This window comes from Alteromonas pelagimontana (assembly GCF_002499975.2).
GTDB classification, from domain to species: Bacteria; Pseudomonadota; Gammaproteobacteria; order Enterobacterales; family Alteromonadaceae; genus Alteromonas; species Alteromonas pelagimontana.
In genome coordinates this window covers 2684429-2707788 of record NZ_CP052766.1, presented here as the reverse complement: position 1 = coordinate 2707788, position 23360 = coordinate 2684429, and the positions used below count along the sequence as shown (strand labels likewise).

Sequence of the window (23360 nt, the reverse complement as noted above, 5' to 3'; positions counted from 1 at the left end):
GCTACATTAAAACCACATCGCGTGAGCCAGCCTCGCGTAGCTAAAATGCCAATACTACCCGTCAAAGAGGACATATAGATGAACGGAAACTCTCTCTTTTTCAGCATCGTCAGTTGTAGGGCTTATATCATATCAACGCGTTTGGGAGCGGCTTTTGTCGCGGTAATTGCTTTAACTGGTTGCAATCGTGATCTGGAGCGACTGGATCAAGGGTTAATTGTTGTTCCTGCAGAACAAGGCAACCCAGTGAGCTGCCGATCCTCGGTTGATGATGCACCTAAAACCACTTTCAACGTCTATCGAAACGGGAGCAATTTAAATGGTAACCCCATTAACTCCACTACCTTCTACACGGACACTGAGGGCGAAAAAGGAAGATAAATATAGTCCGCACAGTATCAGGCCAGCGTGAACGCCAAACCTCTGCTGAGGTAAGCGCACTACAGCAACCTTACTTGCAAATCCCACTCGATAAAACTCGTGACAACTTTGTTAATGGCCAACGGTGGGCGCGGTAATGTGATGGGCGACGATGTGGTAGTTAACAGCGATGAAGGCCCGGCGACGTTTAGCTGACTAATTGACTACATTGATATCGTACAGATTAATATTTTTCGCCAGTCCGCGCGGACGAATGAACTCACCCCCTACGTCGACCTTAGACAGCTTATTGACAGCCCTGGCATTGCCGATACTAGCTGGACAGATACCTCTGTACAGCCGGGCGAGAGCTACTATTACTGGATTGAGTTTGTTGATGCTGTAGGTGATGCTTTTGGCCCCGAGCCCACGTGGGTAAGTTATGTATTGCCGATCACTAATCTTACCACCATATTTGCTGACGGGGTGGTAAACATATTCTGGGATCTGCAGAACTTTCCTCCCATTCAGGGCATTCAGTTTTATCGTAATACCGCAAATCAACTCAGCGGCAGAGGCCGGCTAAGCCCGCGAGTTAGCAACTCCGACAGCTTTTCCGATGCTACTGTGCAAAGCAACAATACGTACTGGTTCATGTTTAAAATCACATTGGAAGACGGCTCTACATTAAATACAGAGCCAGAAGGAGAAATCTGTATTCCTTAGAAACGCTTCCTGACGGGTTGGATGATCAGCAGCCTTTGATAAGGGCTGCGGAAGTAACGTCTTTTCGCTGAGCGAATAGCAGGGAGAGACCGCGAATGATTTTTAAGCGATAAGTGAAGGCTTCTTAGCCGAACTTCTGGAGCATGGATGCTCCAGCAGAGCCATCAGGGATAATTTTACGGCATTTCGGATGAGAAATTTTGCTTAGTCCTTGAGACTGCTGAATTTTTATTCATTCATGCTCTTGCTCTGGAGCGAATAGCAGTGTCATGCTATTACGCATTAATGTGTGCTCACTCAGCGCGAGAAGTTTTCAACTTTTGACAAGCCAGTTTCATGAAGGTTTAGTGGGACTAAATCGAACACTATTGGCGCAGCCCAAAAGCTGAAAACGCCGCTCCTTGCCGGCAGCGTCCAAAGGGAGGTAGAGGAATCCATCTACTCTGCATAACATGGTATGAAAGGCCGGTGCATTCCTTCACCAATGTTCCTTGATTAGAGAGATCCTCTATGTCTGAGCTGATCACACATCAATGCGAATTAGTATTACAGGTCGATGAGGTATATTAAGGTAAGGGGATTGTGGAGGGCTCGCGCTTATGAGCGAAAACTTCTCCTTTGCTCAATAAGATAATAACTTCTGACATTAAAAAAGGCCGCTTACGCGACCTTTTTTTTCGATACTTGAGTTAAGCGAGTTGATTACTCAACGATTTTCGCTACAACACCAGCACCTACAGTACGACCACCTTCACGGATTGCAAAGCGCAGACCTTCGTCCATCGCGATAGGTGCAATCAGTTCGACAACGAACTTCAGGTTGTCACCAGGCATTACCATTTCTACGCCTTCAGGCAATTCTACAGCACCGGTTACGTCAGTAGTACGGAAGTAAAACTGAGGACGGTAGCCTTTAAAGAATGGAGTATGACGGCCACCTTCGTCTTTAGACAGAACATAAACTTCTGCTTCAAACTTAGTGTGCGGCTTGATAGAGCCAGGCTTACAAAGAACCTGTCCACGCTCTACGTCATCACGCTTAGTACCACGTAACAACACACCAACGTTTTCACCGGCACGACCTTCGTCAAGCAGTTTACGGAACATTTCAACGCCGGTACAGGTAGTAGTTTGGGTTTCGCGGATACCGACGATTTCTACTGTCTCACCAACTTTAACAATACCTTGCTCAACACGACCGGTTACAACAGTACCACGGCCAGAAATTGAGAATACGTCTTCGATTGGCAAAATGAACGGCTTGTCGATTGCACGCTCTGGCTCAGGAATATAAGAATCCAGTGCTTCACCTAATTCGATGATTTTGGCTTCCCACTTCTCTTCACCTTCCAGTGCTTTTAACGCAGAACCCTGAATAACTGGCAAGTCGTCGCCTGGGAATTCATATTCGCTTAGCAGTTCGCGAACTTCCATTTCTACCAGCTCAAGCAGTTCTTCATCATCTACCATGTCGCATTTGTTCATGAATACGATGATAAAAGGAACACCTACCTGACGACCTAACAAGATATGCTCACGTGTCTGTGGCATAGGACCATCAGTCGCAGCAACCACCAGAATAGCACCATCCATCTGTGCCGCACCGGTAATCATGTTTTTAACATAATCAGCGTGTCCAGGGCAGTCAACGTGGGCATAGTGACGAGTGGGAGTATCATATTCTACGTGTGACGTAGAAATTGTGATACCACGGGCTTTTTCTTCAGGCGCGTTATCGATTTGGTCAAATGCGCGTGCAGAACCACCATAAGTCTTTGAAAGGACAGTAGTGATTGCTGCAGTCAGAGTGGTTTTACCGTGGTCAACGTGGCCGATTGTACCCACGTTCACATGGGGCTTTTTACGTTCAAACTTTTCTTTTGCCATTTTTCTCGTTTCCTAAGTTAAAAGTCCGATCCAATATAGACCGGACCGAACCTTCATTTAGATTTAAATTCTAGCTTCAATAATTGCACGTGCAACGTTGCTAGGCGCTTCAGAATAATTGAAGAACTCCATAGAATATGAGGCTCTGCCCTGCGTAGCTGAACGCAAGTCAGTAGCATATCCAAACATTTCAGAAAGCGGTACTTTAGCTCGAACGATTTTAACGCCAGCTATGCCTTCTTCCATACCTTCGATCATGCCACGGCGACGGTTGAGATCTCCAACCACATCACCCATCCAGTCTTCCGGAGTTGTCACTTCAACTTTCATCATGGGTTCAAGCAATACCGGATTCGCTTCTGCGGCGCCCTTTTTGAATCCCATAGAACCGGCGATCTTAAACGCCATTTCAGAAGAGTCAACATCATGATAGGAGCCGTCAAACAACGTCACTTTTACATCAAGGACCGGATAACCAGCGACCACACCATTTTGCAATTGCTCCTGAATTCCCTTATCAACCGCAGGAATGAATTCCTTAGGTACCACACCACCTACTATCGCGTTAACGAATTCGTAGCCTGCACCTTCTTCCTGTGGCTCGATACGTAACCAGACATGACCAAATTGCCCTCGGCCACCTGATTGACGAACAAACTTACCTTCAACTTCAACTTTCTTACGGATAGTCTCACGATAGGCAACCTGAGGCTTACCTACTTTACATTCGACTTTAAATTCCCGCTTCATACGGTCGACAATGATATCCAGGTGCAGTTCACCCATACCTGAAATAATCGTCTGACCGGTTTCATCGTCGGTTTTCACTTTAAAAGACGGATCTTCTGCGGCAAGTTTAGATAACGCAATGCCCATCTTTTCTTGATCAGCCTGAGACTTCGGCTCTACCGCTATGGAAATTACCGGTTCAGGAAATTCCATGCGTTCAAGGGTGATTATGTGATTAGGATCGCATAACGTATCACCCGTGGTCACATCTTTCAGTCCGATTGCTGCTGCAATATCTCCAGCACGAACTTCCTTAATTTCTTCACGATCTTTAGAGTGCATTTGCACGATACGACCAAAGCGCTCGCGTTTACCTTTCACCGGGTTATACACAGTGTCTCCGGTGTTAACCACACCCGAATAGCAACGGAAAAATGTAAGTGTACCCACGAACGGGTCTGTGGCTATTTTAAATGCCAGTGCAGAAAACGGCTCGCTGTCGTCAGCGTGACGTTCTGCAGGTGTCTCATCTTTATCGTCCAACACACCGTCAATGGCTGGCACGTCAACAGGAGACGGCAAAAATTGAACAACAGCATCCAGCACGGCCTGTACACCTTTATTTTTAAAAGCGCTGCCACAGGTGGCCAAGACAATTTCGTTATTCAACGTACGAATTCGCAGGCCCTGACGAATTTCCTCTTCAGAGAGTTCTTCTCCTTCGAGATATTTTTCCATCAACGCTTCAGAAGCTTCTGCTGCCGCTTCAACCATTTGGATTCGGTACTTTTCTGCTTTGCTTTGTAATTCAGCCGGAATATCTTGATAGGTAAATGTCATACCCATATCTTCCATATTCCAGTCGATGGCCTTCATCTTAATTAAATCGATGACACCACGGAATTCTTCTTCGGCACCAATATTCAGTTGAATCGGAATACAGGTTGCGCCTAAACGTTTGCGAATTTGCGCAATGACGCGTTCAAAATCCGCACCCGCACGGTCCATTTTATTTACAAAGACCATGCGGGGTACGTGATATTTATCAGCCTGTCGCCAGACTGTTTCTGATTGAGGCTCAACCCCGCTCGACCCACAAAATACCACCACTGCACCATCTAATACCCGTAGCGATCGCTCAACTTCAATTGTGAAGTCTACGTGCCCCGGAGTATCAATAATGTTGACACGGTGTTGTTCAAATTGCTGCTCCATACCCGACCAAAAACAGGTAGTGGCCGCGGAAGTAATAGTAATTCCGCGCTCCTGCTCCTGTTCCATCCAGTCCATAGTAGCCGCACCATCATGAACTTCACCAATCTTGTGTGATAATCCTGTGTAAAATAGAACTCGCTCCGTAGTCGTGGTTTTACCCGCGTCTACGTGCGCTACAATACCAATATTACGATAACGTTCGATTGGGGTCTTACGAGGCATACGTCTCTCTCAGGTTATAGCGTTGATTGACAACAAATTACCAGCGGTAATGAGCGAAAGCTTTGTTCGCTTCAGCCATACGGTGAACGTCTTCACGCTTCTTAACCGCAGAACCTTTGTTATCAGCTGCATCTAACATTTCAGCTGCGAGGCGTTGAGCCATGGATTTCTCGCCACGTTTACGGGCCGCATCAACCATCCAACGCATACCTAGAGCATTACGACGAACCGGGCGAACTTCTACTGGAACCTGATAAGTGGAACCACCTACACGACGAGATTTAACCTCGACAGTAGGACGAATGTTGTCCAGTGCATCTTCAAATACATCTATGTGTGCTTTGCCGGTTTTTTCAGCAACAATATCAAGCGCACCGTAAACGATCTTTTCAGCAACTGATTTCTTGCCGTCGAGCATTACGACATTCATAAATTTTGCAAGCAGCGTAGAACCAAATTTTGGCTCTGGTAGGATTTTACGTTGACCTACAACTCTTCTTCTTGGCATCTTAATTCTCCGTGGAATTCAGGGATAACCCAAAACTCTAATACTTCAGTTTGGCCTTACTAACGGAGAACCGTTAAGATTTAGGCCGCTTTGCACCGTACTTAGAACGGGCTTGTCTACGATCGTTTACACCTGCGCAGTCAAGAGTACCGCGAACTGTGTGATAACGAACACCTGGTAAGTCTTTAACACGACCACCACGAATAAGTACAACACTGTGCTCTTGCAGGTTGTGACCTTCACCACCGATGTATGAAGAAACTTCAAAACCGTTAGTTAAGCGAACACGACATACTTTACGTAGTGCTGAGTTTGGTTTCTTTGGCGTAGTAGTATATACGCGAGTACATACACCACGTCTTTGCGGACACGCCTGCAGGGCAGCAACGTTGCTTTTCTCAACGGGCTTTCTGCGTGGCTTGCGCACTAACTGGTTAACTGTTGCCATTAACTAGCTCCTGATTAAAAACTACAAAAACCCGATACCATGGTTCGGGTCGATTCATTGCGACTTTATGTATTGTCGCGTAATTCTGTGCTCGTCAGAATTAAGACTGCTTTAATACAAAAAACCGCGCCCTCGTTTTGCTGTCTTTTAAGACTGTCCAAAAATCGGGTCGCGGAATTCTAATGATCAAAGCGCTCACTGTCAAGGTGTACAAAGGATAACCACTTGAATAACAGGTTCTCCTTTATCCTCGCAGCTGAGTTTTAGCAGGTTGTTGCTACAACCTGCTAAAGAGGTTACTCGTCAGAAGACGACTCACCACTTACTTCAGCGTTCAGTGCTTCGGTAAGCGCCTGCTCTGCTTCGGCGGCAGATACAGACATTTCTTCAATCGCTTCAAGGCGCTTCTGCATACGACGTTCATGATACGCAAATCCAGTACCGGCAGGAATCAGACGACCAACAATAACGTTCTCTTTCAAGCCGCGTAAATCGTCTTCTTTGCCCTGTACAGCGGCTTCGGTAAGAACCCGTGTTGTTTCCTGGAACGAGGCTGCTGAAATGAACGACTCTGTAGACAGCGACGCTTTGGTGATCCCCAATAACTGAGTTTCATAGCCTGCGCCCAATTTACCAGCCTTCTCAAGCTCTCGGTTTGCAATTTTCACTGCAGACACTTCAACCTGCTCCCCTTCAAGGAACTGACTGTCGCCTGGATAGGTGATCAAACACTTACGCAACATCTGGCGGATAACCACTTCGATGTGCTTATCGTTAATTTTTACACCTTGTAGACGGTAAACTTCCTGTACTTCATTCACAATATAGTTAGATACTGCGCTGATCCCACGCAGACGTAAAATATCGTGTGGAGATTCAGGACCATCTGCAATAACTTCACCTTTTTCAACGTACTCACCTTCGAACACGTTAAGCTGACGCCATTTAGGAATCATCTCTTCGTAAGCATCACCTTCTTTAGGCGTGATCACCAGACGCTTCTTACCTTTGGTTTCTTTACCAAAGCCAATGCTACCGGAAATCTCTGCCAATATTGCAGGTTCTTTAGGCTTACGCGCTTCGAACAGGTCAGCAACACGTGGCAGACCACCGGTGATATCCCGCGTCTTCGAGCTTTCCTGTGGAATACGTGCCAGTACATCACCTTCGCTTACCTGCTTACCGTCAGCAGCTTCGATGGTGGTGTAGCTAGGTAAACGAATTTCCTGAAGGCCAAACTCTTCGCTTTCTAGGATCAGTTTAGGCTCTTTAGCATTAACCTTAGACAAGTCTTTAACCACAATACGGGTTAAGCCAGTCAATTCGTCCTGCTGCATTTCTGTATTGGAATCATCAACATCAGAGAAGCTAAGTTTCGCTGCACGTTCGGTGATGATCGGGTGACTATGCGGATCCCAGTTGGCAACGATATCACCAGCATTGACTTCTGCACCATCATCCACAGATAGAATTGCGCCGTAAGGCACTTTGTAGCGCTCTTTCTCACGGCCATGGCTATCAATCATCGTCAGTTCAGTTGAACGCGATACGATAACAACCTTGTTATCTACATTGCGAACAAACTTTGCATTATGCAGTTTTAAGCTACCTGAGGTCTTAACCTGTACGCTGTTTTCTGCCGATGCCCGCGATGCCGCACCACCAATGTGGAACGTACGCATGGTAAGCTGTGTACCTGGTTCACCGATTGACTGTGCAGCGATAACACCCACAGACTCACCTTTAGCAACCATGTGTCCACGAGCGAGGTCACGACCATAACAGTTAGCACAAACACCAAAGTCGTTGTCACAGGTGATCACTGAACGAACCATAATTTGATCAATAGAATTCGCTTCCAGCTCATCTACCAATGCTTCGTCCAGCAGAACGTTACGTGCAATCAGAACTTCAGTGCTACCGGGTTTCAGTACATCTTCTGCAACCACACGACCCAGCACTCGCTCACGCAACGGTTCTACAACATCGCCACCTTCAATCAGCGGAGACATTTTAACACCTTCAAAGGTGCCACAGTCGCTGTTAGTGATAACCAGATCCTGCGCAACATCTACCAGACGACGAGTCAGATAGCCGGAGTTAGCTGTCTTCAATGCAGTATCGGCCAAACCTTTTCGCGCACCGTGAGTAGAAATAAAGTACTGAAGTACGTTTAGACCTTCACGGAAGTTAGCGGTAATTGGCGTTTCGATAATCGAACCATCTGGTTTCGCCATCAGACCTCGCATACCTGCTAGCTGACGAATCTGGGCAGCACTACCACGAGCACCGGAGTCGGCCATCATATAAACAGAGTTAAATGAGGACTGCTCTTCTTCTTCGCCTTTCGCATTAATAACAATGTCTGTTTTCAAGTTATCCATCATGGCCTTGGCAACTTTTTCGTTGGCATTTGACCAGATATCAATAACTTTATTATAACGCTCACCAGCTGTAACCAAACCGCTTTGGAACTGTTCCTGAATTTCGATAACTTCAGCTTCAGCTGCGTCGATAATTTCTTTCTTCGCTTCAGGAATAACCATGTCGTCAATACCAACTGATGCACCTGCGATCATCGCATAGTGAAAACCGGTATACATGATTTGGTCAGCCGCAATAACAGTGTCTTTTAGACCCAACGTACGGTAACAGGCGTTTAGCAGTCTTGAGATCTGCTTCTTACCCATCGCCTGGTTAATGATGGAGAACGGCAGACCCTTAGGCAGTATCAAAGAAAAGATTGCACGACCAACTGTAGTTTCTGTCAGTGTGACCCGTTCTGTTTTAGTGCCATCTTCTGCAACATCATATTCAGCAATTCGTACTTTTACGCGAGCATGCAGTTCTGCGTTATCAGTACGATAAGCTTTTTCAGCTTCGTGCGGGCTGGTAAAAACCATCCCTTCACCTTTACCGTTTACTTTATCGCGCGTCAGGTAATACAAGCCCAAAACAACGTCCTGTGAAGGTACGATGATAGGTTCACCATTCGCTGGTGACAAAATGTTGTTCGTTGACATCATTAATGCACGAGCTTCAAGCTGTGCTTCAATAGTCAATGGCACGTGAACAGCCATCTGGTCGCCGTCGAAGTCAGCGTTATACGCAGCACACACCAATGGGTGTAACTGAATCGCTTTACCTTCGATTAGGGTAGGTTCGAAGGCCTGAATACCCAATCTGTGCAGAGTCGGTGCCCGGTTCAGTAAGACCGGATGTTCGCGAATAACTTCGTCCAGAACGTCCCATACTTCCGGTGCTTCACGTTCAACTAACTTTTTAGCTGCTTTGATGGTCGTCGCAAGACCACGGCCTTCCAATTTGCCGTAAATAAATGGCTTAAATAACTCAAGCGCCATTTTCTTCGGCAAACCGCATTGGTGTAAACGCAATGTAGGACCAACAGTAATAACCGAACGGCCGGAGTAATCAACACGCTTACCAAGCAGGTTCTGACGGAATCGTCCTTGCTTACCTTTGATCATATCGGCCAAAGATTTAAGCGGGCGCTTGTTAGAGCCTGTAATGGCACGGCCACGACGACCGTTGTCTAATAATGCGTCTACTGCTTCCTGTAGCATACGTTTTTCGTTACGCACGATAATATCAGGCGCTGCCAAATCCAGAAGACGTTTCAGTCGGTTGTTACGGTTGATAACCCGACGGTACAAATCGTTAAGATCTGAAGTCGCAAAACGGCCGCCATCAAGTGGTACCAATGGACGTAAGTCTGGTGGTAACACAGGCAGCACTGTTAAGATCATCCATTCTGGCTTGTTACCAGATTGTTGGAATGATTCCAGCAACTTCAAACGCTTGGTAATTTTCTTACGCTTAGTCTCAGAGTTTATAGACGGTAACTCTTCGCGCATAGCAGCGACATCAGCTTCTACATCAAGGGCTTTCAGCAAGTCAAAAACTGCTTCAGCACCCATTTTTGCTTCAAACTCATCACCGTTTTCTTCCAACGCATCCAGATATTCTTCTTCAGTCAATAACTGGCTACGCTCAAGCGTGGTCATTCCTGGCTCTGTAACTACAAACGACTCGAAATATAATACCCGTTCGATATCGCGCAGTGTCATATCCAGCATCAAACCAATGCGAGATGGCAATGATTTAAGGAACCAGATATGTGCTACTGGACTTGCCAGCTCAATGTGACCCATACGCTCACGACGAACTTTCGTCAGCGTTACTTCAACGCCGCACTTCTCACAGATTACACCACGGTGCTTCAAGCGCTTGTACTTACCGCACAAGCACTCGTAGTCTTTCACCGGGCCGAAGATACGCGCACAGAATAACCCATCACGCTCTGGCTTGAAGGTACGGTAGTTAATTGTTTCTGGCTTTTTCACCTCACCAAAAGACCACGAACGAATCATGTCTGGTGAAGCAAGACCAATTCGAATGTTATCGAACTCTTCAGTCTTGTTTTGTTGCTTTAGAAACTTTAATAAGTCTTTCACATTACTCTCCCAGCGGAGTCAGTCTCTAGAACCCGGCATGACGCCGGGTCATCTATATCAATATATGGCAATAAACGCGTTTTACTTTTCTTCCAACTCGATGTTGATACCCAACGAGCGAATTTCTTTAAGTAATACGTTGAAGGACTCTGGCATCCCAGGTTCCATTCTGTGATCGCCATCAACGATGTTTTTATACATCTTCGTACGGCCGTTCACGTCATCTGATTTCACTGTCAGCATTTCCTGCAGTGTATACGCAGCGCCGTATGCTTCCAGTGCCCACACTTCCATCTCACCGAAGCGTTGACCACCAAACTGAGCTTTACCGCCCAGAGGCTGCTGAGTAACCAGACTATATGAACCTGTAGAACGAGCATGCATTTTGTCGTCTACCAAGTGGTTCAGTTTTAGCATATACATATAGCCAACTGTAACCGGACGTTCAAAAGCACGGCCTGTTCGACCGTCGAACAAGGTGATTTGACCGCTTTCCGGTAAATCAGCCAGTTTCAACATCGCTTTAATTTCTTCTTCACGGGCACCGTCAAATACAGGAGTTGCCACCGGAACACCTTTGCGCAGGTTTTCTGCCAGACGTTTGACCTCATCGTCTGTAAAGGTATCCAGATCCACTTCCTGATGGTTCTCCCCCAAGGTGTAGACTTCTTGAAGGAAGCTGCGAAGTTTCGCCATTTCTTCCTGCTCTTTGATCATGCGATCAATCTTGACACCGAGTCCGTGAGCAGCCATGCCCAGGTGAGTTTCAAGGATCTGACCGATGTTCATCCGCGAAGGTACACCCAAGGGATTCAGTACGATATCGACTGGTGTGCCGTTTTCGTCGTACGGCATATCTTCAACGGGCTGAATGGTGGAAATAACACCTTTGTTCCCGTGACGACCGGCCATTTTATCACCCGGCTGGATATGACGTTTAACTGCCAGATAAACCTTAACAATTTTAAGGACACCTGGAGCCAGATCATCACCTTGAGTAATTTTACGACGCTTGACTTCGAATTTTTTATCGAAGGCTTCTTTAATTTCCGTGTACTGCTCGGCGATTTGATCCAGTTCGTTTTGTACGTCTTCATCTTTCAACGTCAATTCAAACCATTTTTCGCGCGGTGTACTGTCTAATTTGGCTTCTTCAACACCGGCACGCAACAATACGTTACGAGCGCGAGAGAAAGTACCATCGGCAAGAATGCTAAACTCATCAGACAAATCTTTCTTAACCTGACGAAGTTGCATATCTTCGATTTCAAGTGCACGTTTATCTTTCTCAACGCCATCACGAGTGAAGACCTGAACGTCGATAACAGTACCGTGAACACTATTTGGTACACGTAAAGACGTATCTTTTACGTCTGACGCTTTTTCACCAAATATGGCTCTTAACAGTTTTTCTTCTGGCGTAAGCTGGGTTTCACCTTTAGGTGTCACTTTACCTACGAGAATATCGCCGCCTTTTACTTCTGCGCCAATATAAACAACACCAGATTCATCCAGTTTGCTAAGTGCCGATTCACCGACATTAGGAATATCAGAACTGATTTCTTCTGGACCTAACTTAGTGTCACGAGCAATACAGCTCAGTTCCTGGATATGAATGGTAGTAAAGCGGTCTTCTTGAACAACACGTTCTGAAATCAGAATCGAGTCTTCGAAGTTATAACCATTCCAAGGCATGAACGCGATACGCATGTTCTGACCTAGCGCTAATTCGCCTAAATCAGTGGATGGTCCGTCTGCCAACACATCACCCGCAACGATTGGATCGCCAACGTTACAAGTAGGACGCTGATTAATACAAGTGTTCTGGTTTGAACGCGTGTATTTGGTCAGGTTATAAATATCGATACCGGCTTCACCAGGCAGCATTTCATCTTCATCAACCTTGATAACGATTCGGCTGGCGTCAACGTAATCAACCGTACCACCACGTTTTGCAACAACAGTAACACCAGAGTCAACCGCGACGGTTTTCTCCATGCCTGTTCCAACGAGTGGTTTGTCAGCACGTAACGTAGGAACCGCCTGACGTTGCATGTTCGAGCCCATCAGAGCCCGGTTAGCATCATCGTGCTCAAGGAATGGAATGATGCTCGCAGCAATCGAAACGATTTGCTGAGGCGACACATCCATATATTTGATATCTTCTTTAGGCATTAGCGTGGTCTCGCCACGGTGACGCGAAGGTATCAAGTCGTCAACTAACGCACCGTTTTCGTCCAAAGCAATATTTGCCTGGGCGATAACGAACTGGCCTTCTTCAATTGCCGAAAGATAGTCGATTTCGTCGGTAACTACACCATCGACAATGCGACGGAACGGCGTTTCAAGGAAACCGAAATCATTGGTACGAGCGAAACTCGCTAACGAGTTGATCAAACCAATGTTTGGACCTTCAGGTGTTTCAATAGGACATAAGCGACCATAGTGAGTCGGATGTACGTCCCGGACTTCAAAACCTGCGCGTTCACGAGTCAGACCGCCTGGACCTAAAGCAGAAATACGACGTTTGTGCGTCACTTCTGACAAAGGGTTGTTCTGGTCCATAAACTGTGACAACTGTGAAGAGCCAAAGAACTCTTTAACAGCAGCGGAAATCGGCTTAGCGTTAATCAGATCCTGCGGCATGATATTGTCTAGATCACCGAGACTCAAACGCTCTTTTACTGCACGCTCAACACGTACCAGTCCTACACGGAACTGATTTTCTGCCATTTCACCCACAGAACGGATACGACGGTTACCTAAGTGATCGATATCATCCACTTCATCCTTACCATCACGGATAAGAATCAAACGCTTCATTACAGCGATGATATCTTCTTTACTCAGTGTACCTGAACCTGTCAACTCTTCACGGCCAAGACGGCGGTTGAACTTCATACGTCCAACAGAAGACAGATCGTAACGCTCTTCAGCAAAGAAAAGGTTTTCAAACAACGTTTCCGCTGCGTCTTTAGTCGGTGGCTCGCCAGGGCGCATCATACGGTAGATTTCTACCAGCGCTTCCAGACGATTTGAGCTGCTATCAATACGTAAGGTATCGGATATATAGGAACCGTGATCCAGTTCGTTAATATATAACGTCTCAAACTCTTTAATGCCTGCTTTACTTAGTTCAGCTAACATTTCGAGAGTGAGTTCGTCATTAGCATTAACAATGACTTCGCCGGTTTCTTCGTTCACATAGGAGCGCGCGAACACACGGCCAATGAGATATTCAGCTGGAACTTCCAATTCAGTGATATTGGCTTTTTCCAATGCGCGAGTATGACGCGCAGAAATACGACGGCCGGTTTCTACCAGCACGTTGCCTTCGCCATCTAAAATCTCAAACTGGGCAGTTTCACCACGTAGACGATCGGGAACGATTTCCATCATCAGTCGATCATCAGCAATACGCACTTGAACTTTCTCAAAGAAGACATCAAGAACTTCTTCGGTAGTCATTTCCAGCGCACGCAAAATAATAGTAGCGGGCAGCTTACGACGACGGTCAATACGTACAAACAGGTTATCTTTTGGATCAAACTCAAAGTCTAACCAAGAACCACGGTAGGGAATGACCCGCGCGTTGTACAACACCTTACCCGATGAGTGCGTTTTACCTTTATCGTGATCGTAGAATACACCAGGTGAACGGTGCAACTGTGACACGATAACGCGCTCTGTACCATTAATGACGAACGTTCCGTTCTCGGTCATCAATGGTATTTCACCCATGTACACTTCTTGTTCTTTTATATCTTTTACGGTACCTGGGGCGGCTTCTTTATCGAATAAGACTAAACGCAGCTTTACTCTTAACGGAGCAGAATAAGTGACGCCACGGATTTGACACTCTTTGACGTCAAAAACGGGCTCACCCAGACGGTAGCTTACGTATTGAAGCTCTGAGTTGCCTGAGTAACTTTTAATCGGAAATACGGAACGAAATGCTGCTTCCAAACCATATTGACCATCGGCATCGATCTCAATAAATTTTTTGAAAGAATCTAGCTGAATTGAAAGGAGGTATGGAATTTCCAGTACCTGTGGGCGTTTGCCAAAATCCTTACGGATACGTTTCTTTTCGCTATAAGAGTAAACCATGGGTTCCTCAGCCTGCTGATTTATGACCCAACCTGCTGTCCGAAAAAATCCAGACAACAAACTTCCGCGACCCTTTTTTCGGGCAAGTTCACCAGCATACAACAAAATTTAACCAATTATTAGTTAACTTGTTGCTTTTCTGCTTTTTAATGGTGACCCGAATTGCGCCTGACGACTTACAGTAAAGGGCTAGAAACTGTATTCCCTACAGCGCAAAAAGGCTGGTGGTTAATATTAACCACCAGCCTTGCCGTTTCAGGCAGGTAATCTAATCAAACTAGATTACTTAACTTCAACTGCTGCACCAGCTTCTTCAAGCTCTTTCTTCAGTGCTTCAGCTTCTTCTTTAGCTACGCCTTCTTTGATAGCTTTAGGTGCAGATTCAACCAGTTCTTTGGCTTCTTTCAAGCCAAGACCTGTAGCAGCACGTACTGCTTTGATAACTGCAACTTTGTTAGCGCCGAAAGAAGTCATTACAACGTCAAATTCAGTTTGTTCTTCAACTGCAGCAGCTTCGCCGCCAGCAGCTGGGCCTGCAACTGCAACAGCAGCGGCAGCAGAAACATTGAATTTTTCTTCAGCAGCTTCGATCAGCTCAACCAGTTCCATAACTGGCATTTCAGCGATCGCGTTCAAGATATCTTCTTTGGATAGAGCCATTTCTCTAAACTCCCGGGGTTAAAATATTAAAAAAATCAAAATGCCAAAAACGCCAATTATTTGGTGTCTTTGATCGCCGCCAATACGCGCACAAATTTGGAAGGCACTTCGTTGATAGTTTGAACGAATTTGCCAACCGGTGCTTTGAAGGTTGCAAGTAGTCTTGCAAGGGCTTCGTCGCGAGTCGGAAGTGAGGCAACCGCATCCAGTTTTTCTGGACCCAGCAAGCCGCTACCTATTGAAAGCGCTGTTACCTTTAGCTTATTGTTCTGCTTTCCATAGTCTTTAAAAAGACGTGCTGCACCACCCGGTGCATCAATAGAAAAGCCGTAGATAAGCGGACCAGTTAAGGCACTATCCAAGTCTGCAAATTTGCTGTCTGCCAATGCGCGTTTAGCCAGAGTGTTACGTATTACCTTTAGGTAAACGCCTTGCTCACGAGCTTTTATACGCAGGTCAGTCAGTTCTGCAACTTCCATCCCACGGTATTCAGCGACGGCAATGGATAGAGCGCGAGACGCAACGTCAGAAACTTCTGCTACGATCTCTTTTTTAGCTGCTAAACCTAGTGCCACTGAGTTCACCTCTTTGTATCTGATTTCATTACCAATGACAGTAATTCCATCAGGGTTCACAGATTGATACAGCCAGCATCATACTGGTCGTACCGCTCTACGGTGTTCGTTACCCCAGAGAGTCTGAGTCGAAAGCACCGTCTGCGCAGGTTGTCTTATTAAGCAATACATTGAATGTAAAAGGTCTCTTACTTCTTTTACTGTATCGCACCTGCGGTCTTGGACGGGAGCTGATAATCAGCAAATACTGTTTACAGCTCCAACCCATAACCTTTAAGAGAAAATCAGTATTTTTACTGACTTAAAAAGCCTTACTGGCCAACACTTGCTTTATCAAGAGCAACACCAGCACCCATTGTAGTGCTCAGGCTGACTTTCTTGATATAAGTGCCTTTTGCTGAAGAAGGCTTAGCTTTCTTCAACGCTTCCAGCAAAGATTCCAGATTTTCTTTAATTTTGTCTGCTTCGAAAGCAATCTTACCAATGCTGGCGTGAATGATACCGTTCTTATCGTTACGGTATCTCACCTGACCGGCTTTAGCATTTTTAACCGCAGTAGCTACGTCAGGCGTAACAGTACCGGTTTTAGGGTTAGGCATAAGACCACGAGGACCTAAAATCTGACCTAATTGACCAACCACACGCATTGCGTCAGGGCTGGCAACAACTACGTCAAAGTTCATTTCGCCTTTCTTAACTTGCTCAGCTAAGTCTTCCATACCGACGATGTCAGCACCGGCTGCTTTCGCTGCTTCTGCATTCGCACCTTGAGTGAACACAGCTACACGAACGTCTTTACCAGTACCGTTAGGCAGTACAGTTGCACCACGTACGTTTTGGTCAGATTTTTTAGCATCAATACCTAGATTGATAGCAACGTCTACGCTTTCAGCGAACTTAGCGGTAGCTAATTCTTTTAAAAGCGCAACCGCTTCAGAAATTTCGTACTCTTTAGTCGCGTCAACTTTTTCGCGAATAGTACGCATACGTTTAGTCAGTTTAGCCATTCGATTAACCCTCTACGTTCAAGCCCATGCTGCGAGCAGAACCCGCAATTGTACGAACAGCAGCGTCAAGATCAGCTGCAGTCAGATCCGGCTCTTTAGTCTTGGCAATTTCTTCCAATTGAGCACGGGTAACAGTACCCACTTTATCAGTGTTAGGACGGCCTGAACCACTCTTGATACCGGCTGCTTTTTTCAGCAAATAAGAAGCAGGTGGAGTTTTTGTTTCGAATGTGAAAGAGCGATCTTCGTAAACAGTAATTTCAACTGGTACTGGAGCGCCTTTTTCAAGACTTTCAGTTCTTGCATTGAAAGCCTTACAGAATTCCATGATATTCACACCATGCTGACCCAATGCTGGACCAACCGGAGGACTAGGGTTTGCAGCACCAGCTGCAACCTGAAGCTTTATTAAGCCACTTACTTTTTTAGCCATTTTAATGCTCTCTGTTGTGGGTCTAACGCCTCGCAAATACTGAGAATATTTGCTCTAACGGCTTCCCGTTCCATTTAAAAGGGCGCGTAATGTACAACAAATAATCGTTTAGGGCAACCCTTTGGTAGAAGTTTGTTCTTATTTATCGCAGATAACGATTTATTCTCTGAAGGCATGAAGGCTTAGTTTAACGCAAAAAAAAAGCGACTTGGAGGCCGCTTCTTTGTGGAACACGGTACGTCAGCACTCGACATGCTGGTAAAGAAACTACCCTTTTTCGACCTGTCCAAACTCCAGATCTACCGGCGTAGAGCGGCCAAAAATCAGAACCGAGACTTTTACACGGCTCTTTTCGTAATCTACTTCTTCTACAACACCGTTGAAATCGGCAAAAGGACCATCGGTAACACGAATAACTTCGCCTGGTTCGAACAACGTTTTTGGCTTCGGCTTATCGACCGACTCTTCCAGACGATTAAGGATAGCATCTGCTTCCTTCTGAGAAATCGGCATGGGGCGATCAGAGGTGCCACCAATGAAGCCAAGCACACGCGGAACGCTTTTAACCAAGTGCCATGAATCTTCATTCATCGCCATTTCGACTAATACATAGCCTGGAAAAAACTTTCGCTCGGATTTGCGTTTCTGCCCCGCTCGCATTTCGACCACTTCTTCTGTAGGTACCAATACCTGACCAAAGTGTTCTTCCATGTTGTGCATCTTGATGTATTCAAGCAAGGTCTTTTTGACACGTGACTCATACTGAGAATAAGCCTGAACGATATACCATCTTTTCTTAATTTCTTCAGACATACGTTATGCTCCTATTCCAGTGATAAAACTTACCAGGCGAACAATAATTCCGTCCAGACCCCAAAGAATGAGTGCCATAACCAAAGTAGCGGCCATAACAATTAATGTAGTTTGGTTGGTTTCCTGACGTGATGGCCAGATAACCTTGCGCACTTCCATACGGGATTCTTTGGCAAAACTCAGAAAAGCGCTACCTTTAGTCGTTGTCGCGGCAATAAGACCGGCGATGACGACCACCGCTACAGCTACCAGTGCGCGGTAAAGCACAGAGATTTCGCCGAACATATGATTAGCAGTAATCAGTCCTGCCAATAAGGCTATCACTACCAGCCACTTAAACATGTCCAACGGGTTGGACGAACTTTCTGTCTTTTCGCTCATGTCACGATCCTAGCAATACTGCGTCGTTTATCCCTACGCACACAACCGTAGAGTAATATCTGGCAGGGGTGGAGGGACTCGAACCCCCAACCATCGGTTTTGGAGACCGCTGTTCTACCAATTCGAACTACACCCCTGAGGTGTCAAAACTGACAAATTTCATCTACACCACCCTTAGCAAATTAGCGGCTTTTCTTGAGGAAAGTGCGGAATAGCAAGGGAGGGAGGCGTATTATACTCATCCGTCAAGCAGATACAAGCGCTTTGTCTTTATGCCCTCACGAGGAACGCTGTTGGCGCCAACCGTTCAACAAAACGCTCTTCTTCCGACAATGAAAAATGTTAGCATCTGCCTCTTTTCATCCCTTACTACATGCTTTTACACTTTTCATTCCACGCCAATAAAGCCACCTGTTTGGTGCGCCCACAGCTTAGCATATATGCCATTCTTTGATACCAGCTCAGCGTGGGTTCCTTGCTCGACAATGTTTCCTTTATCCAACACTAGTAGCCGATCCATTTGTGCAATAGTGGAAAGACGGTGTGCAATTGCCAATACAGTTTTCTTTTCCATTACCGAATTCAGACAATCCTGAATCGCCGCCTCTACTTCAGAATCCAATGCTGATGTCGCTTCATCGAGGATTAAAATGGGTGCATCTTTTAGCAGTACTCTTGCAATTGCAATTCGCTGGCGCTGCCCTCCTGATAGCTTAACTCCCCGCTCTCCCACGTGAGCATCGTAACCGGTGCGGCCCTCATTATCAGACAACGACAAAATGAAATCATGGGCTTCGGCCTGTTTCGCTGCCGCTATCATTTCTTCTTCAGAGGCATTGGTCCGGCCGTAAATAATGTTGTCTCTCACTGAACGGTGCATGAGCGACGTATCTTGCGTCACCATACTGATCATCGAACGCAACTGCTCCTGAGGCACACTGCGGATATCCTGACCATCAATGCGAATGTGACCACTGTTGGTATCGTAAAAGCGCATGAGCAGGTTAACTAATGTAGATTTTCCAGCCCCTGATCTGCCCACCAGACCAACCTTTTCGCCCGGTCGAATATCAACAGTTAAATTATTAAATACATTGATGGGAAAATTATCGTGCCCCATATAAGAAAAACGGACATCGTCGAAATGAATTCTCCCGCCTTTAACTTCCAGCGCTTCAGGTTTGTCTCGATCTTCCACTTCCACGGGCTGGGCCAAGGTATTGATACCATCTTGTACTGTTCCAAGATTTTCAAATAATGCTGATACTTCCCACATAATCCAGTGAGACATACCGTTGAGGCGCAAGCACAAGCTTATTGCCACGGCGATATCGCCAGGCGAAACAATATTGTGCAACCAAAGATAAACGGATAATGCCCCCACTGAGAATATTAAAAGCGCATTCGCCATTTCTACGCATATTTCTAATATTGTCACCAGACGCATTTGCGGGTAAACCGTTCGCAAGAAGCCGTCCATACTTTCCTTTGCGTAGTCCGCTTCACGTTGGCTATGAGAGAAGAGCTTCACCGTGGTAATGTTGGTATAGCTATCAACAATACGCCCCGTCATCATGGAACGAGCATCAGCCTGACGCTGGGACACATTTTTTAACTTTGGCACCAGCACCCGCAAAATCAGAATATAAACGACAAACCACACAAGCAACGGCACCGCCAGCCGCCAGTCTGTGCTAAATAACAGGACTATCATCGAGATAAAGTACACGCTGATGTATACCATTAAATCGAGCATTTTCATCACCGTCTCGCGTACCGACAGTGCCGTTTGCATTACCTTTGTCGCCACCCGACCGGCAAACTCATTTTGGAAGAAGCTTAAACTTTGCCCTAGTAAATAGCGGTGAGCCTGCCACCGTATTCGCATAGGATAATTTCCCATTAGCGACTGACGATTAAATAGCGAGCGCAGAAAAATAGCACCGGGAATAAGCACCACGACCACCAGCCCCATCCCCAGCAGCGTCCATTTTTCTTCTGCGAGAAACGTTGCTCTGTCGTGATTGGAGAACCAATCGACCATTTGGCCCAAAAATCCAAACAGCGCCACTTCCAGAATAGCGACCACAGCACTTAGCAGCGACACCACCGCAATGATGCCCCACATTCCCTGGCTGTAATAACGACAAAAGGCCACCAGGCCCTTGGGGGGCTGGGTAGGTAATTCTTGCGGAAACGGCTTGGTAAGCCGTTCAAAAAATGAAAACATAGTTATTGCTCATCGTTTAATAACAGTTAGCCGCGTGCCACAGCAGGTTTGTTTAGAACCCGATGGCGTAGATAGACAACGAGTATTCTGGCTGACTACCAATGAGGTAAGGGGCGAGATCTTCGGGCGTCGCCTGCTCTTTTCGTAGTCAGGCTTTAACTTCATTTCTCTGCCGTAATGATATCACCCAGATGCATACGGGCGCCACCGCATTGCCGCGCCTTGGAAGTTAACGTAGCTAACTGGCGTACCACTAACTCCTGTTGCACGGCAGAAGAGGAAGTTGTTACAACTTATGTATTTTTTATATAAATAGTTTTGTTAGCGGCAAACCCGTGATATTAAAAAAAGACGACCTGCCTGAATCAGGCACCTCTATCCCGAAGATGCGTAGCCTAAACGCACATACACAGGAATCAGTATGCAAAAATCTTTACTTAGCATTAGCGTAATTCTGGCGCTAACGGCTTGTAGTCCCCAAACAGCAGAAAACACACAAAGTGAATCGCAGACATCAGCAATTACTCAACAGCAACAAAAGCAGCTTAAATCTGGGATCATAAAAGAAAATATGGATTTGTCGGTTCGTCCTGGTGACGATTTCTTCCGCTACGTAAACGGCGGATGGATGGATAAAATAGAAATTCCTGCCGATAAGTCTAGCTACGGCGGCTTCGTTATTCTTAACGACGAGGCCCAGGCCGATGTCATGGCCATTGTTAAATCTTCCGCAGAAGGCGATTTCAAAGATGGCAGCGATGAGCAGAAGGTTGGGGATTTTTATCAGTCGTATATGGATACGGAAAAACGTGATGCCTTAGGTATTGCGCCGCTGAAGTCTGAGCTTGCTATGATTGATGCCATTGCGGATTATTCAGAACTTGCCTCTTATTTTGCTTATGCCAATCGTTACGGTTTTGGCTCGCCCATTCAAATCGGACAATATGCCGATTTTAAGTCTCCTGAAACCTATATGATTTTTGCCTGGCAATCGGGATTGGGTTTACCTGACAAAGAATACTACTTTAAAGATGGTAAGACCTCCCAAGAGATTCGCGACGCCTATCTTAAGCATATAGAAAAAATGTTTACTTTAGCCGGTTTCGAAAAGCCTCAGGAAAGTGCCAATACGTTAATGACGTTAGAAACCGATATCGCCAAGCTTCATATGAAAAAAGAAGATACGCGCGATTGGGCGTCAAATTATAACAATGTACCGCTTGATGAACTTGATACCATTATGCCGGACTTTGATTGGTCTGCTTTTATGGCACAAGCAGAGCTGACAGATCTTGACGGCTTGGTGTTGATGCAAACCGACTATCTTAAGCAACTGGACGGCTTGATCACAGAAATGCCTCTTGAGAAATGGAAGCTGTTTCTTAAATGGAACCTGCTGAATGCAACTGCCACTCGCCTGACTTCCGAACTCGATGAAGCGAACTTTGAGTTTTACAGCAAAGTGTTGCAAGGGGTAAAAGAACAGAAGCCGCAGTGGCGCCGCGCTGTTAGCCTGCTTAATGATCATGTTGGCGAGATAATTGGCAAAGTGTATGTGAAAAAGCATTTTCCGCCTGAAGCCAAAGCTCGAATGTTGGAAATGGTAAATAACCTTCTCCTCGCCTATAAAGACAGCATCGAAGACCTGGACTGGATGACCGATGAAACACGGGCTCAGGCATTAGATAAGCTGTCAAAATTTACGGTGAAAATCGGTTATCCCGATGAGTGGAAAGACTATACCGCAATGACAGTGGATGATGATGATTTGTTCGGCAACATGAAACGCTCTGCCGATGTAGCGTATGAGGAAATGTTGAAAAAGCAAGGGGGTCCAGTTTGGGATCATGAGTGGGGTATGACGCCACAAACAGTGAATGCTTATTATAGTCCTGCGCATAACGAAATTGTCTTCCCTGCGGCAATACTGCAACCGCCATTTTTTGACATGGAAGCTGAGGATGCCGTCAACTATGGCGGTATTGGTGCGGTAATTGGACATGAAATTGGTCATGGTTTTGACGACTCTGGCGCTACCTTTGATGGTGATGGCATGTTGCGTAACTGGTGGACAGAAGCGGATAAAAAAGAGTTTGAAGCAAGAACCGGTAAACTAGTTAAGCAATATGATGAATTTGAAGCGCTGCCCGAGCTATTTGTGAACGGCGAATACACCCTGGGCGAAAATATTGGTGATCTTGGCGGGATCAGCATTGCCCTGAAGGCTTACCACATGTCACTAGAAGGCAAAGATTCTCCGGTCATGGATGGCTTTACGGGGGACCAGCGCGTATTTATTGGTTTTGGCCAGGTGTGGGCGAATAAATATCGGGATGAGTCACTGCGCACCTTGGTGCAGACCAACCCTCATTCTCCTTCCCATTTCCGCGCCAATGGCGCTGTGCGCAACGTGCCGGAATTTTACCAAGCGTTCGAGGTTAAACCCGAAGATAAACTCTATCTTCCGCCAGAAGATCGGGTAAAAATCTGGTAGTGTAGATAATCCGCAACCCTCTGCACGTGCAGGGGGCTGTGGAACTAAGTAGCAGATAACATTCAGAACGGAAAAAAAGTTTCAGTA

16 protein-coding genes and 1 tRNA gene are annotated in these 23360 nt (G+C 46.1%); 3 read left to right on the top strand and 14 right to left on the bottom strand.

Translation table 11 applies throughout. The features are described 5' to 3' along the window. The first annotated feature begins 78 nt into the window (after positions 1-78). Positions 79-381 carry a rhamnogalacturonan endolyase family protein gene (locus tag CA267_RS11855; protein ID WP_075607169.1) on the top strand — a complete coding sequence of 101 codons (303 nt, stop codon included), beginning with the start codon at positions 79-81 and terminating at the stop codon, positions 379-381. Between the two features lie 426 nt (positions 382-807). Next, positions 808-1086, top strand: coding sequence for a hypothetical protein (locus CA267_RS11850; protein ID WP_075607168.1), 279 nt, complete (start codon positions 808-810; stop codon positions 1084-1086). A 702-nt stretch (positions 1087-1788) separates the two neighbouring features. Here the strand turns inward: CA267_RS11850 and tuf are convergent. From tuf to CA267_RS11780, 14 genes are all read right to left on the bottom strand, one after another. Further along, complete coding sequence (gene tuf / locus CA267_RS11845) at positions 1789-2973, bottom strand: elongation factor Tu (protein ID WP_075610371.1); 1185 nt, start codon at positions 2971-2973, stop codon at positions 1789-1791. Positions 2974-3036: 63 nt separating this feature from the next. Next, positions 3037-5139 carry an elongation factor G gene (fusA, locus tag CA267_RS11840; RefSeq protein ID WP_075607291.1) on the bottom strand — a complete coding sequence of 701 codons (2103 nt, stop codon included), beginning with the start codon at positions 5137-5139 and terminating at the stop codon, positions 3037-3039. A gap of 37 nt (positions 5140-5176) precedes the next feature. Then, positions 5177-5647, bottom strand: a complete 471-nt coding sequence (gene rpsG, locus CA267_RS11835; protein WP_075607292.1) for a 30S ribosomal protein S7 — start codon at positions 5645-5647, stop codon at positions 5177-5179. 73 nt (positions 5648-5720) lie between these two features. Beyond that, positions 5721-6095 carry a 30S ribosomal protein S12 gene (rpsL, locus tag CA267_RS11830; protein WP_032097755.1) on the bottom strand — a complete coding sequence of 125 codons (375 nt, stop codon included), beginning with the start codon at positions 6093-6095 and terminating at the stop codon, positions 5721-5723. A gap of 296 nt (positions 6096-6391) precedes the next feature. Next, positions 6392-10570 (bottom strand): DNA-directed RNA polymerase subunit beta', encoded by a 4179-nt coding sequence (gene rpoC, locus CA267_RS11825; RefSeq protein ID WP_075607293.1) that lies wholly within the window; start codon positions 10568-10570, stop codon positions 6392-6394. 81 nt (positions 10571-10651) lie between these two features. Next, positions 10652-14680, bottom strand: coding sequence for a DNA-directed RNA polymerase subunit beta (gene rpoB, locus CA267_RS11820; RefSeq protein WP_075609872.1), 4029 nt, complete (start codon positions 14678-14680; stop codon positions 10652-10654). A 282-nt stretch (positions 14681-14962) separates the two neighbouring features. Next, positions 14963-15340 (bottom strand): 50S ribosomal protein L7/L12, encoded by a 378-nt coding sequence (gene rplL, locus CA267_RS11815; protein ID WP_075607294.1) that lies wholly within the window; start codon positions 15338-15340, stop codon positions 14963-14965. A gap of 56 nt (positions 15341-15396) precedes the next feature. Continuing rightward, entirely contained in the window at positions 15397-15915 is a 519-nt protein-coding gene (rplJ, locus tag CA267_RS11810; RefSeq protein WP_075609873.1) for a 50S ribosomal protein L10, read from the bottom strand. A gap of 311 nt (positions 15916-16226) precedes the next feature. Then, positions 16227-16922 (bottom strand): 50S ribosomal protein L1, encoded by a 696-nt coding sequence (gene rplA, locus CA267_RS11805; RefSeq protein WP_075607295.1) that lies wholly within the window; start codon positions 16920-16922, stop codon positions 16227-16229. Between the two features lie 4 nt (positions 16923-16926). Beyond that, positions 16927-17355, bottom strand: coding sequence for a 50S ribosomal protein L11 (rplK, locus tag CA267_RS11800; protein WP_075607296.1), 429 nt, complete (start codon positions 17353-17355; stop codon positions 16927-16929). Between the two features lie 267 nt (positions 17356-17622). Beyond that, entirely contained in the window at positions 17623-18168 is a 546-nt protein-coding gene (gene nusG, locus CA267_RS11795; RefSeq protein WP_075607297.1) for a transcription termination/antitermination protein NusG, read from the bottom strand. 3 nt (positions 18169-18171) lie between these two features. Continuing rightward, on the bottom strand, positions 18172-18549 hold the full coding sequence (gene secE / locus CA267_RS11790; RefSeq protein ID WP_075607298.1) for a preprotein translocase subunit SecE: 378 nt from the start codon (positions 18547-18549) through the stop codon (positions 18172-18174). A 60-nt stretch (positions 18550-18609) separates the two neighbouring features. After that, a tRNA-Trp gene (locus CA267_RS11785) sits at positions 18610-18686 on the bottom strand. Between the two features lie 251 nt (positions 18687-18937). Beyond that, complete coding sequence (locus tag CA267_RS11780) at positions 18938-20779, bottom strand: ABC transporter ATP-binding protein (protein WP_075607299.1); 1842 nt, start codon at positions 20777-20779, stop codon at positions 18938-18940. A gap of 421 nt (positions 20780-21200) precedes the next feature. On the opposite strand from CA267_RS11780, the gene CA267_RS11775 reads away from it, so the two are divergent. After that, positions 21201-23273 (top strand): M13 family metallopeptidase, encoded by a 2073-nt coding sequence (locus CA267_RS11775; protein WP_075607300.1) that lies wholly within the window; start codon positions 21201-21203, stop codon positions 23271-23273. Positions 23274-23360: the final 87 nt, after the last annotated feature.